This is a genomic window from Pseudomonas sp. NIBRBAC000502773, from assembly GCF_006517195.1.
Classification (GTDB): Bacteria; Pseudomonadota; Gammaproteobacteria; order Pseudomonadales; family Pseudomonadaceae; genus Aquipseudomonas; species Aquipseudomonas marginalis.
In genome coordinates, this window is the sequence record NZ_CP041189.1 from 141,377 (window position 1) to 153,685 (window position 12,309).

The window sequence follows — 12,309 nt, forward strand, 5'->3', positions numbered from 1 at the left end:
CGGCCCAAATGAGAAAGCGTTGGGCCGACCTGCCGCTGCGCGGCAAGGCGCTGGTGGTGATTTCACTGCCACTGGTGGTGCTGTTGCTGTCCCTGGTGCTGATCTACACCACGGAACGCCAGACCGCCCGGGCCGAAGAGGATGTGCGCCGGGTTTTACGCGTGCAAAGCGATATCCAGGCCGTGCATACCCTGCTCGCGGAAGCCGCCGCCAGTGTGCGCGGTTACCTGCTCACCCGCCGCGAAGACTTCCTGCCCAGCTACCTGAACGCCAAGCCCCAGATCGAGTCAGCCCTGCGCCGACTGGACCGCAACGTACGCGATCCACGGGTGCGCGAGCAGCTCAGCGCGATCAAGCCGCTGATCGACGGCAAGGTCGACGGGCTGGAGGAAATGCTCAAGGACAGCGACGCCACACCGGAGTCCATCAGTGCCATCCTGATCAGCAACAAGCACATCCTCGACGCCCTGCGCCAACATATCAGCACCATGCTTACCCTTGAGGCGTCGTTGCTGGCCGAGCGCAGCGCCGCCGCGTCCGAGACCCGCCAACGCTTGTTGCTGTCGACCTGGCTGGCGGCGATCTGCGGGTTGTTCGGGGCGATTGTCGCGGTGCTGTTTCTGTCCAAGGGCATCGTCGCCCGGGTGCAGAATGTGCAGCGCAACGCCCAGCGCCTGGCCCTGGGCTCGCCGCTGCTGCCACAACCACCGGAAAAAGACGAAATCGGCCAGTTGGGCACCAGCCTGGTGGAGGCCGGGTTATTGCTGGCCGAACGCGAACGCGCCTTGCGCGACAACGAAGAACGCTTGCGGCTGATCATCGATGGGGTCAAGGACTACGGGATCTTCGCCCTCGACACAGCGGGCCATGTCACCAGCTGGAACAACGGCGCCGAGCGGATCAAGGGCTATACCGAACAGGAGATCATCGGCCAGCATTTCTCGCTGTTCTACCTGCCCCAGGAATGCCCGCAGCACCCGGACATGGCGTTACGCGAGGCCACCCGCAACGGCGATTACACCGAAGAAGGCTGGCGCTGCCGCAAGGACGGCACGCGGTTCTGGGCCAGCGTGGTGATCACAGCGCAGTACGACGGCACCGGCGCCCTGCGCGGTTTTTCCAAGATCACCCGCGACATCACCGACCGCCGCGCGGCGGAGATCGCCCTGCGCACCGCCCGCGAGGAAGCCGAACGCGCCAGCCGCGCCAAAAGCCAATTCCTGTCGCGCATGAGCCACGAACTACGGACCCCGCTCAACTCGATCCTGGGCTTTGCACAACTGCTGGACATGGACGCACCCAAGGCACAAAAAGCCGACGTCGGGCATATCCTGCGCGCCGGCCAGCACCTGCTCACGCTGATCAACGAAGTGCTGGACATCGCCAAGATCGAGGCCGGAAGCCTGGCGTTGAATATCGTGCCGATCCCGCTGGCGGGCACCTTGCAAGAGGCGCTGACGCTGGTGTCGCCCATGGCCGCCGACGCGGGCGTGCAGTTGCGGCCGCTGCCGGCACTGGCGGCGGATACGGGCATCGTTGCCGACCGCCAGCGCCTGACCCAGGTGCTGCTGAACCTGCTGTCCAATGCGATCAAATACAACCGGCGCGATGGCCAGGTGAGCCTTGAGGTCGATATCCGTGGACAACGAATCAGCGTGGCCGTGTGCGATACCGGCAACGGCATCGCCGCCGATCATATGGGGCAACTGTTCAAGCCTTTCGAACGCCTGGGGGCCGACCCGAATGTGGAAGGCAGCGGCCTGGGCCTGGCACTGAGTAAAAGCCTGCTGGAAAACATGGATGGCCGACTCAAGGTACAGAGCCAGCCCGGCGTCGGCTCGCGCTTCACCCTGGAACTGCCCTTCGTGCGCGTGGCCCACGCCCAGAGCATCGCCACGCCCGGCATCGACACCGAATTGAAGCGCCCTGCTCCCGTCGTCAGCACCTTCGAGGGCAAGGTGTTGTGCATCGAGGACAACCTCTCCAGCCTGGCGCTGATCGAAACCCTGCTGCAACGTCGGCCCGGCATACGGCTGCTGTCGAGCATGCAAGGCCAACTGGGCCTGGACCTCGCCGCGCAGCATGCGCCACAGCTGATTCTGCTGGATGTGTCGCTGCCGGACATCAATGGCTTGAAGGTGCTGCAACGCCTGCGTCAGTCACCGATCACCCGCGACACACCAGTGCTGATGATCACCGCCGACGCCAGCGACCTTACCCGCCAGGCCTTGCAGGAGGCAGGCGCCACCGCGGTATTGAACAAACCGATCAACGTGCCGGCGTTTCTCGCCCACCTCGACCAAGCTTTTCCGGAGCCCGCGTGAACCTCGACCTGCGTATCCTGATCATCGACGACCAACGCCCGAACCTCGACCTGGTGGAGCAACTGCTGGCGCGCGAAGGGCTGACCAACGTGCTGAGCAGCACCCAGCCGCTGCGCACCTTGGAGTTGTTCAACAGCTTCGAGCCGGACCTGGTGATCCTCGACCTGCACATGCCGGAGTTCGACGGCTTTGCGGTGCTGGAACAGCTCAACCGGCGCATTCCCCAGGGCGAATACCTGCCGATCCTGGTACTCACTGCCGACGCCACCCGTGACACGCGCCTGCGCGCCCTGGCCCTGGGCGCCCGGGACTTCATCAGTAAACCCCTGGACGCGCTGGAAACCATGCTGCGGGTGTGGAACCTGCTGGAAACCCGGGTGCTGTACAAGACCTTGCGCACGCTGGTGCCGGCGGACCGGATTGAGTTGTTGCAGCGGCGCGGTGCTACCGCCACGCCCGGCAACGTCGAGACGCCGCCGGCATCAACCGCGATACGGCGCTGCTAGCGCCCGCGGGCTCGATGTTCAAGGTTCGGCAAAGGGAAGCGGTGTGTCGGTATCACGGCGAACGGTAAACACATTCAGGGTCATCGCCACCAGGGCGTAATAACCGAAGACCCCGACCAGCTCGACCACGGCAGGCTCCCCGAACGCCTGGATCGCCTGCGCATACAGCGCGTCGTCGATTCGACGCGTCTCGTACAACGTCTTGCCTAACCGAAAAACCAGTTGCTCGTCCTCACGCGTAAAGACCGGAACCGCCCGCTCACGCAACGCCTCGATCACCGCATCAGCCACCCCCGCCGAACGTGCGATGGGCTCATGAATCTGCCACTCCGCCTGGGACTGCCACCAGGCGGCAGTGAACAGGATCGCAAGTTCGGTCAGGCGCAGTTCGAGCCGAGTGCCATACCGACAGAACGCCCCCAGGCGCTGCGCATGATTGGCCAGTTCCGGGCTTTGAATCCACGCCAGGAATGGGCCGTCCAGGTTCCCGCGTGGTCCCGCAAGAATGTCCTTGAGCACTGCGCGCTGAGCGTCGTCCATGCTCGTTTCAGTCAATTCGCTGAGCCGCGATTGAATCGTCATGCGCTATTTCCTCAGAGGCTTTTCAATGTGCTGTTCACCGCACCCAGGAGTTTGTCGGCGATCTCATCCAAGTGGCTGTCCTCAAGAATAAACGGCGGCGCCAGCAGGATATGATCGCCCCGCAGCCCGTCCACCGTGCCACCCATCGGGTAGCACATCAGGCCTGCCGCCATGGCGGACTGCTTGAGTCTGGCGTGCAGCTTCAGCGCGGGGTCGAACGGGGTCTTGGTGGCCCGGTCGGCAACCAACTCAATGCCCTGGAATAACCCGCGCCCGCGAATCTCACCCACATGCGGATGCTCACCCAACTGCGCCAGCAAACGCTCACGCAGACCTGCGCCCAAGTGGTTGACCCGGTCCAGCAAGCCGCGGGACTCGATGGCTTTCTGCACCGCCAGTGCGGCCGCGCAGGCGGTGGCGTGGCCGATATAGGTGTGACCATGCTGGAAAAACCCTGAGCCCGCCGCAATGGCATCACGGATTCTCTGACTCACCAACGTTGCACCTATCGGCTGGTAGCCCGCGCCCAGGCCTTTGGCGATGGTGATCAGGTCAGCCGTGATGCCCTCCTGCTCGGCGGCAAACAGGGTTCCGGTACGGCCCATGCCGCACATGACCTCATCAAGGATCAGCAACACCCCATAGCGGTCGCACACCTCGCGAATGCGCTTGAAGTAGCCCGGCACTGCGACCACGGCACCCAGCGTCGCCCCTACGACGGGCTCGGCCACAAACGCCATGACGTTTTCTGCCCCCAGCCGCAGGATCTCCGCCTCCAGTTCGGCCGCCAGGCGCACGCCCATGGCCTCCGGGGTTTCGCCGGGTTGCTGCTCACGGTAGGCATAGCAGGGACTGACATGGCTGACGTCGATCAGCAACGGTTCAAACTGCTTGCGCCGCCACTCATTCCCACCCGTGGCCAATGCCCCGAGGGTATTGCCGTGGTAGCTCTGGCGACGGGCGATCAAGTGCTTGCGCTGAGGCTGGCCCACCTCGATGAAATACTGGCGGGCCAATTTCAATGCCGCTTCTATCGCTTCGGACCCGCCCGAGACGAAGTACACCGATGCGATGCCTTCGGGTGCCCGGGCAACCAGGAAATCCGCCAGTTCTTCCATGACCTGGGTGGTGAAGAACGAAGTGTGTGCGTAGGCCAACTGCCCCACCTGTTGACGCACGGCCTCGATCACCTGTGGATCGCTATGGCCCAGGCATGACACCGCCGCCCCACCGCTGGCATCCAGGTAGCGACGGTTGTCGCTGTCGATCAGATAAGGCCCTTCGCCCCGGACGGCCATTGGGTAGCTATGTGTAAGGCTGCGATGAAAGACGTGGCTCATGGTGCCGCTCCCGATATTTTTGCAAATAATAGATGCATGGATTTTAAATGCAATTAATTTTTGCAAGCCACTCGTCATCAGAAAACCCGACTTAACCGCTAAAAATCCCAGCATTTACTGGATAAAACAAACCTATCGAACTTAATTGCGACAAGCAAAATATAGTTGCACGCAAATTAAATGCATGTATATTTTGCAAAAGAGCAAATGTTTCGTGCGCCTCCTTTCTCGGGTGGCTAGCCGGGCCAACAATAAAAAAATGGAGTGGGTCGTGATGTATCACTCAAAAATTCAACTGCCGCTATCCCCACCGTCCCAGGCTTGCCTTGGGGCTTGTATCCCCCTGAAGAGAAAACACGCATGAAGAACTTTCTGAAGGCCTCACTGGCGGTAATGGCACTGGTCACCACCTCAAGCTCGTTCGCTGCCGGCAAGGAATTGCTGGTGGCCACCGATACGGCATTCGTGCCTTTCGAGTTCAAGCAGGGCAATGAATACGTGGGGTTCGATATCGACCTGTGGGCGGCGATCGCGAAAGAAATGGGCGTGACCTACCAGCTCAAACCCATGGATTTCAATGGCATCATCCCTGCCCTGCAAACCCGCAATGTCGACGTGGCGTTGGCCGGTATCACCATTAAGGAAGAGCGCAAGCAAGCCATCGATTTTTCCGACGGCTACTACGACAGCGGCTTTCTCCTGATGGTCAAGAGCGACAACGACACGATCAAAGGTGAGGCGGACATCGCCGGCAAGACCCTGGCGGTGAAAAGCGGTACGTCGGCGGCGGACTATGCCAAGGCCAACCTGAAGGCCAGCGACCTGCGTCAGTTCCCCAATATCGACAATGCCTACCTTGAATTGCGCACTGGCCGTGTCGATGCCGCCATGCACGATACGCCGAACGTCCTGTACTACATCAAGACCGCCGGCGAAGGCCAGGTAAAAGCGGTCGGCCAGCAGATGCTCGCCCAGCAGTACGGCATCGGCTTCCCAAAAGGCAGCGAACTGCGTGAACCGGTCAACGCCGCGCTGAAAAAGATCCGTGAAAACGGTACCTATGCGCAGATCTACCGCAAATGGTTCGGCACTGACCCGAAATAACTCCCGCCCTTCATCAATAGAGAATTCAGCATGCATTTCCAATGGAGCGCCATTTGGGATGCGCTGCCGGTACTGCTCGAAGGCGCCAAGCTGACCTTGTGGATTTCGATCCTGGGTCTGATCGGTGGTGCCGTGATCGGCGTGGTCGCGGGCTTTGCCCGCGCCTACGGCGGTTTTTTCAGCAGCCGCGTTGCGCTTGTGTTCATTGAACTGATCCGTGGCACCCCGATCATGGTGCAGGTGATGTTTATCTACTTTGCCTTGCCCATGATGGTGCCGGTGCGCATCGACCCTTTCACCGCAGCCGTGGTGACCATCATGCTCAACTCCGGGGCCTACATCGCCGAGATCACCCGTGGTGCGGTGCTGTCGATCCACCGTGGTTTTCGCGAAGCGGGGTTGGCGCTGGGTTTGTCCAGGCGCGACACGCTGCGCTACGTCATCGCACCGCTGGCGTTTCGACGCATGATCCCGGCGCTGGGCAACCAGTGGATTGTCAGCATCAAGGATACGTCGCTGTTCATTGTCATCGGCGTCGCCGAACTGACGCGCCAGGGCCAGGAAGTCATCGCCGGTAATTTCCGCGCCATGGAGATCTGGTCTGCAGTCGCCGTCATTTATCTGATCATTACCCTGGTGCTGAGCTATGTCCTGCGGCGCATGGAATCGAGGCTGAAAATCCTATGATTGAGTTCAAAGGTGTTTCCAAGCACTTCGGCAGCACCCAAGTGTTGCACGACATCAACCTCAAGATCGCCAGCGGCGAAGTGGTGGTGATCATTGGTCCTTCGGGCTCGGGAAAGTCGACGCTGCTGCGCTGCATCAACAAACTTGAGGAAGTCACCGACGGCCAACTGATGGTCGATGGCCTGGAGGTCAATAACCCGAAGGTCGACGAACGCCTGATTCGCCAGGAAGCGGGCATGGTGTTCCAGCAGTTCCATCTGTTCCCACAGATGACCGCGCTGCAGAACGTCGCTTTCGGCCCGGTGCGTGTGCGCGGCGCCAGCCGCCAGGAGGCGGAGAAACTCGCCGCCGAACTCCTGGCCAAAGTCGGCCTGGCCGACCGTGCCGATCACTACCCTTCCGAGCTGTCGGGCGGACAGCAGCAACGCGTGGCGATCGCCCGGGCGCTGGCAGTAAAGCCGAAGTTGATGCTGTTCGACGAGCCGACTTCCGCCCTCGACCCGGAGTTGCGCCACGAGGTGCTGACCGTCATGAAGTCACTGGCGGATGAGGGCATGACGATGGTCATCGTCACCCACGAAGTGGACTTCGCCCGCAAGGTCGCCACGCGCCTGATCTTCATCGACAAGGGCCGCATCGCCGAGGACGGTGCCCCCGCTGAACTGATCGCCAACCCACCCAGTGCCCGCCTGCGGGAATTCCTGCAACACGTATCCTGAGGAGATGCCATGACACTGCCCTCTATTCATCTTGATGGAAGCGCTTACGCGATTGGTCGCGGGCTGGGTGTCTTCGGTCGGGACGCCGTGCATGGGCACTTACGCCCCCTTGCACTCTGGCAATACCTGGCCTTGCAGGCTCAAACCCCCGCGGCGTTCCAGATGCGTCAACAGGTGCGGACCGAGTTCCCCCGTTACTGGCAGGAAATCGAGGGACTGGCCGACGGATTGCAACTGCCACTTGACGAAGTGTTCATGTGGAATTGCCGAGGTGACTACGTACATGAACAGAGCGTGGATGGCTGCACGACAGTGTTCGGCCCAACCCGCGCCGGTACGCTGATCGCCCATAACGAAGACGGCCTGCCGCAGCTCAAGGGGCATTGCGCGCTCCTGCATGCCACGCCCGAATCGGGCCTGGCGTTCAGCAGCTTTATCTATCCAGGGTCCTTGCCCGGGCACACGCTGGCGATCAATGAACGCGGCCTGGTGGCGACCGTCAACAACATTCGTCCGGCGCGCATTCCCGCCGGCATTCCTCGACAGATCCTGGCGCGCGCGACCCTCGACGCCGGCAGTCTCGACGAAGCCATTGCCGTGGTGACCCGCAAGGATCGCGCCGGGGCGTTTCACCACACCTTCGGCCAGGTAGGGAGCGCCCGAGTCGTCAGTGTCGAGGCCAGCGCCGAGGGCAGCAATGTCAGCGAAATCCAATGGCCGGCGGGGCATTCAAACCACCTGGTATCGCTGTCGTTGAGCCAGGTGAAACAGCGCATCACCGCCAGCTCAGGCGCCCGACAGCGGTGTATCGACCAGCGCCTGCAACACCTTCCTGGCGACCTGGACGCCGACGTCGCGCTGGGTATCCTGCGCGACACTTCGGGGCAGGACCTGCCTGTCTACCGCTGCGCAGCGGATGATTCGGACAACGAAAATACCCTGGCAACCGGTGTTTTTCTGATCAGCGCCAACACTGTAGAGTGGCGCGTCTATACGCAACCGAACCCTGACCAGCCTGATGCTGAAGGTGTGGTCCACCGCTCATTGATTGACGCTTGTTCGGGTCGTTGAGGGTGGAGCGCAGGCGCTCACTGAATAATGGATACCGTTAATGAATAAAGTCCCGGCAGCACTTCCCGACACGTTGGACGGCCTCAAGCAACTGCTCGCGGCCATCGAGCGGCGTGAGGTCGATATTGCGTTGGGCAGCAGCTCCAGGCGCGTGCTGATGGCGCTGATCGAATCCCCCCAACGCACGGCAGTGTGTTCGATCAGCGAGCTGGCGCAGCAACTGGATGTCAACGCCTCGACCCTGTCCCGGCTCGCGCAACGGCTGGGCTATGGCGGTTTCAGCAAATTGCAGGATGTGTTTCGCCGAGAGATCACCGAAGGCAAGCATTTCTATAGTGATCAGGCCTCACGGCTGGTCATCAATCATGAAGACAAGGACATCCTCAATCAGCTGACGCGCCTGGGCCGCCAGGAAAACGCCAACATCGCCAGCATGATCGAGCAGGTCGATCCCGATGTGTTTGTACAGACGGTGGAACTGCTGGCCAGTGCCCGCCGGGTTCGGATCCATGGCATGCGCCAGTTCAATTCACTGGCGCTGTTCATGTCCTACGGCCTGGGGATGTTGCGTCCGGATGTGGCGGCCCTGGATTCCAGTCGCCAAGGTGTGGCGGATGCCCTCGCACAACTGGACAAGGGTGACGTACTGGTGGTGTCCAGCTGTTTTCCCTACACACCCAGCGTCCTGGCCACGGCCGAGGTCGCCGCTCGCCATGGGATCAAGGTCATCGCACTGACCGACTCTGCCAGCTCGCCACTGGCGAAGGTGGCCTTGCACAGCTTCTATGTCCCCAATCACAGCTTGTTCTTCAGCAACAGCATGTGTGCCTTTATGTTGCTGGCGCAGGGTTTGTTAAGCGCGGTTGCCAGCAAGCTCGGTGAGCTGTCGATATCGGCGCTGAAGTACCGAGAGACGCTGATCGACGAACTTAACGCATCGCTGTAAGCGCCCTCATGAGCCTTCGGGTACTGTTTATCCTCGCCGTGGCGTTAATCGCCGCGGACGTGCTGATTAATCTCTTTTACTCGTGAAGCAAGGCATCCTTGCCCTGGAACGACCTACAACGTCGCTTCGATCTTCTTCGCCGCCGCTTCACTCACCCAGCCATGCCAGATCTCCGGGTGCTGCTGGAAGAACAGCTTGGCCAGCTTGGGAGAGTCGATGTGCTCCTTGGTCATCCGCGCCAGGTTCTGGTTGAGCAGGTCAATCGGCAGGTTGACCTTTTCCAGCACCGCCACCAGCTCCGGTGCCTGTTCATGGAACGCTTTGGACAATCCGACCTGAATGCTGATCTTCTTGTCCACGCCCGGTTTTTCCTCCAGCTTGACCAGGTCGACCTGCCCCATCAGCGGCGTCGGCGTCCAGTAGTAGAACAGGATCGGTTCACCGCGCTTGTAGCTCGACAATACCGCCGCATCCAACGCCGGGCCGGTGCCCGGGCGAAAGTTGGTGTAGCTGGCTTCAAGGCCATAGCTCTTGAGCATCTCGCTGTTTTCCAGCTCGCACGTCCAGCCCGCCGGGCAGTTGTAGAAGCGGCCCTTGCCGGGTTCTTCCGGGTCCTTGAACAGCTGGGCGTACTGCGCCAGATCGGCAATCTTCTTCAGCTCGGGGGCCTTGGCTTTCAGCCCGCGCCTGGCATCCCCTTCCACCAGGTAACGCGGCACGTACCAGCCTTCGGTGGCGCCTACGATGGGGGCGCCGACGCCCACCACCTTGCCGCTGGCCGCCGCCTTGTTCCACACCTCACTGCGCCCGATCCACTCCTCGGCCAGCACCTGGATGTCGTTGCTGCCCAGCGCGCTCTCCATGGTGATGGAGTTACCTGGCAAGGTGTCGACCGCGCAGCCATAGCCATCCTTGAGCAGGGTTTGCAGCACATCGGTCAGCAGCATCGCGCTTTCCCAGTTCAGGCCGGCGAACTTCACCGGTTTGCCGGATTCGCACCATCCGGCAGCCTGGGTCGTGGCGCTGCCCGCTAACAGCCCGCAAGAAAGCAGCCATGCCATCACGTTGTTATTCAGCTTCATCATTGATGCACCTATGCAGTGAAAGGGTCAGATCAGGGATGGGCAGATGTCAGCGAAATTACGCTCTAAAAGTTATGGGTCAACCAGCTGTATGGATCGTTGGAAACCAGTCTTCGCGCAAGCGCTGGCCGGTTTGCATGGCGTGGCCTGGGTAAGGTGGGGACGTACGCCCCGGGCGTTCGAGATAGCGCACATCATCCCCGACCCAGCGCAACGAAAGTACCCGTCGACGCTGCGCGGAGCCATTGCCCCGGGCGCCATGCACCGTGCGAAAGTCGAACAGCACCGCGTCACCCGGTTGCATTTCCCATTCCAACACCGGCATGCCCTCCTCCGCGTCCGGGTCCGGTGCGTCGCGGTAGTCATCCGCGCCTTGGTAGAAGTCGCTCTGGTCGGCCCAGCGCACCGGCCGGATGCCTTTATCCCAGCGATGGGAACCGGGCAGCAGCCGCAGGGTTGACTCGCGTACCGGGTCCACGGGAATCCAGAAACTCACGGACTGGCTGCCGTCGACGAAGTAGTACGGGATGTCCTGGTGCCAAGGCGTGGCTTTTTGCGTACCGGGCTCCTTGACCAGCACATGGTCATGAAAAAACTGTGCCGTGCGTGACTGCATCACCTGCGCGGCAATCGCGGCGGCCGGCGACTGCTCGATGATCGCGCGAAATTCGGGGATGCGTTGCCAGTTGCAATAGTCGTCGAAAAAACCGCCGGACTGCCCGCCCTGCTCGATGTAGCGGCTTGCGTACACGCCAGGCTCCGCGAGGTTGCGTTCGATGCCCGCAGCGATCTGCGCGGTCCAATCGCTGAAGATGCCTCGCAGGCACACCGCGCCATCGCGCTGGAAGGCGTCGATGTCTTCTTGGCCAACGGTGTATGAGCTGTGGGTCATGGCCGGGTACTCCCTTAACAAGATGAAAGTTGTGCAGGGCCAATATTCCATGACGACCAAGTAAGATAAAATAATAAGTCTTTATATATCACCCAAGAAAAACCTATGAACTTCACCTTGCGACAATTGCGCTATGCCCTGGCGGCGGCCAAGCACGGCAACCTCACCCTGGCGGCTGAAGAGTTGCATGTTTCCCAGCCGTCCATCTCCACGGCGATCACCGAGCTGGAAGGCCTCTACGGGCAACCGTTGTTCGTTCGCCAGCGCGGGCTGGGCGTGTCATTGACGCCGTTTGGGCGCACCGTCATGGCCCAGGCCAAGCGCGTGCTCGCCGAGGCGCGGACGTTCGCGGACATCGGCAGCCAAGCCGATGACTTCGCCGGGGACCTGGTGCTGGGCTGTTATGCGGACCTCGCGCCGTATTGCTTGCCGCAAATTCTCAAGCGCCTGCAGCACGCCTCGCCACGGGTCAGGGTCGATATGCGTGAAGGCGGGTTTGAATACCTGGGCAAGCGGCTCGGCGAAGGGGCCCTGGAACTGGCCTTGACCTACGACCTGGGCTTGCCGGCCAACATGGAGCGCGTCGAACTCTGCCAACTGACCGCCCACGCCCTGCTGGCGGCAGATCATCCGCTCGCGGCAGAAAGGCAGGTGGACATGGCCGCGCTCAGTGCCTGCAACCTGGTGGTGATGGACCAGATCCACAGCTGGCAACACATCCTCGACCTGTTCAACGCTTTTGGCATGGTGCCCGCCAGCGTTCAGCCCACCCACAGCTTCGAATTCCAGCGCAGCCTGGTCGCCAATGGTTTCGGCGTGGCGCTCACCTACACCCGCCCCTTCGGCGACCACAGCTACGACGGCCAGCCGCTGGTGTGCCGGCCGATCAAACAGCAGCTGCCTGCGCAACGTATCGTGCTGGCCTACGATCAGCGCTACCCGTTGACACCGCCCGCCGAGGCGTTCAAGGCGCACGCGTTGGCGTGGTTCTCACAGCGACAACCGTTTGCGACGTTTTGACGATGTGACGCAACACTCATCCTGTCACCGGTGCCC

The 12,309-nt window shown here is 61.5% G+C and carries 12 protein-coding genes; 8 read left to right on the forward strand and 4 right to left on the reverse strand.

The features are described 5' to 3' along the window. Positions 1-8: 8 nt before the first annotated feature. Positions 9-2,324, forward strand: a complete 2,316-nt coding sequence (locus NIBR502773_RS00555; RefSeq protein WP_141155057.1) for an ATP-binding protein — start codon at positions 9-11, stop codon at positions 2,322-2,324. After that, positions 2,321-2,830 (forward strand): response regulator, encoded by a 510-nt coding sequence (locus NIBR502773_RS00560; RefSeq protein WP_027605671.1) that lies wholly within the window; start codon positions 2,321-2,323, stop codon positions 2,828-2,830. Before NIBR502773_RS00555 ends, NIBR502773_RS00560 begins: the two co-directional genes overlap by 4 nt. 18 nt (positions 2,831-2,848) lie before the next feature. On the opposite strand, the gene NIBR502773_RS00565 is transcribed toward NIBR502773_RS00560, so the two are convergent. Together NIBR502773_RS00565 and NIBR502773_RS00570 are read right to left on the reverse strand one after the other, a co-directional pair. Next, positions 2,849-3,412 (reverse strand): carboxymuconolactone decarboxylase family protein, encoded by a 564-nt coding sequence (locus NIBR502773_RS00565; RefSeq protein ID WP_115486115.1) that lies wholly within the window; start codon positions 3,410-3,412, stop codon positions 2,849-2,851. A gap of 11 nt (positions 3,413-3,423) precedes the next feature. Then, a complete protein-coding gene (locus NIBR502773_RS00570) occupies positions 3,424-4,752 on the reverse strand; it encodes an aspartate aminotransferase family protein (RefSeq protein ID WP_141155058.1) in 1,329 nt (442 codons plus the stop codon). A 360-nt stretch (positions 4,753-5,112) separates the two neighbouring features. Between NIBR502773_RS00570 and glnH the strand changes: the two genes are divergently transcribed. From glnH to NIBR502773_RS00595, 5 genes are read left to right on the forward strand one after another with little or no spacing between them, the layout of a single operon-like run. After that, positions 5,113-5,856 (forward strand): glutamine ABC transporter substrate-binding protein GlnH, encoded by a 744-nt coding sequence (gene glnH / locus NIBR502773_RS00575; protein ID WP_115486117.1) that lies wholly within the window; start codon positions 5,113-5,115, stop codon positions 5,854-5,856. A gap of 30 nt (positions 5,857-5,886) precedes the next feature. Next, positions 5,887-6,543: a glutamine ABC transporter permease GlnP gene (gene glnP / locus NIBR502773_RS00580; RefSeq protein WP_054987504.1), complete on the forward strand. Its 657-nt coding sequence runs from the start codon at positions 5,887-5,889 to the stop codon at positions 6,541-6,543. Then, positions 6,540-7,262 carry a glutamine ABC transporter ATP-binding protein GlnQ gene (gene glnQ, locus NIBR502773_RS00585; protein WP_027605666.1) on the forward strand — a complete coding sequence of 241 codons (723 nt, stop codon included), beginning with the start codon at positions 6,540-6,542 and terminating at the stop codon, positions 7,260-7,262. Before glnP ends, glnQ begins: the two co-directional genes overlap by 4 nt. Positions 7,263-7,271: 9 nt before the next feature. After that, positions 7,272-8,333 carry a C45 family peptidase gene (locus NIBR502773_RS00590; RefSeq protein WP_141155059.1) on the forward strand — a complete coding sequence of 354 codons (1,062 nt, stop codon included), beginning with the start codon at positions 7,272-7,274 and terminating at the stop codon, positions 8,331-8,333. 40 nt (positions 8,334-8,373) lie between these two features. Further along, positions 8,374-9,279, forward strand: coding sequence for a MurR/RpiR family transcriptional regulator (locus tag NIBR502773_RS00595; protein WP_027605664.1), 906 nt, complete (start codon positions 8,374-8,376; stop codon positions 9,277-9,279). A 113-nt stretch (positions 9,280-9,392) separates the two neighbouring features. Here NIBR502773_RS00595 and NIBR502773_RS00600 read toward each other — a convergent pair whose 3' ends face one another. Then, positions 9,393-10,361, reverse strand: a complete 969-nt coding sequence (locus NIBR502773_RS00600; protein WP_115486119.1) for an ABC transporter substrate-binding protein — start codon at positions 10,359-10,361, stop codon at positions 9,393-9,395. Positions 10,362-10,440: 79 nt separating this feature from the next. Next, positions 10,441-11,253, reverse strand: a complete 813-nt coding sequence (locus NIBR502773_RS00605; RefSeq protein WP_027605662.1) for a phytanoyl-CoA dioxygenase family protein — start codon at positions 11,251-11,253, stop codon at positions 10,441-10,443. Positions 11,254-11,358: 105 nt separating this feature from the next. On the opposite strand from NIBR502773_RS00605, the gene NIBR502773_RS00610 reads away from it, so the two are divergent. Continuing rightward, on the forward strand, positions 11,359-12,273 hold the full coding sequence (locus tag NIBR502773_RS00610) for a LysR substrate-binding domain-containing protein (protein ID WP_115486121.1): 915 nt from the start codon (positions 11,359-11,361) through the stop codon (positions 12,271-12,273). Positions 12,274-12,309 lie beyond the last annotated feature (36 nt).

Excerpts from the sequence above, each read along its gene's own strand:
- NIBR502773_RS00605 (WP_027605662.1), bottom strand. The coding sequence starts at position 11,253 with ATGACCCACAGCTCATACACCGTTGGCCAAGAAGACATCGACGCCTTC.
- NIBR502773_RS00600 (WP_115486119.1), bottom strand. The coding sequence starts at position 10,361 with ATGAAGCTGAATAACAACGTGATGGCATGGCTGCTTTCTTGCGGGCTG.
- glnQ (WP_027605666.1), top strand. The coding sequence starts at position 6,540 with ATGATTGAGTTCAAAGGTGTTTCCAAGCACTTCGGCAGCACCCAAGTG.
- NIBR502773_RS00555 (WP_141155057.1), top strand. The coding sequence starts at position 9 with ATGAGAAAGCGTTGGGCCGACCTGCCGCTGCGCGGCAAGGCGCTGGTG.
- NIBR502773_RS00595 (WP_027605664.1), top strand. The coding sequence starts at position 8,374 with ATGAATAAAGTCCCGGCAGCACTTCCCGACACGTTGGACGGCCTCAAG.
- NIBR502773_RS00610 (WP_115486121.1), top strand. The coding sequence starts at position 11,359 with ATGAACTTCACCTTGCGACAATTGCGCTATGCCCTGGCGGCGGCCAAG.
- NIBR502773_RS00565 (WP_115486115.1), bottom strand. The coding sequence starts at position 3,412 with ATGACGATTCAATCGCGGCTCAGCGAATTGACTGAAACGAGCATGGAC.
- glnH (WP_115486117.1), top strand. The coding sequence starts at position 5,113 with ATGAAGAACTTTCTGAAGGCCTCACTGGCGGTAATGGCACTGGTCACC.
- glnP (WP_054987504.1), top strand. The coding sequence starts at position 5,887 with ATGCATTTCCAATGGAGCGCCATTTGGGATGCGCTGCCGGTACTGCTC.
- NIBR502773_RS00590 (WP_141155059.1), top strand. The coding sequence starts at position 7,272 with ATGACACTGCCCTCTATTCATCTTGATGGAAGCGCTTACGCGATTGGT.
- NIBR502773_RS00570 (WP_141155058.1), bottom strand. The coding sequence starts at position 4,752 with ATGAGCCACGTCTTTCATCGCAGCCTTACACATAGCTACCCAATGGCC.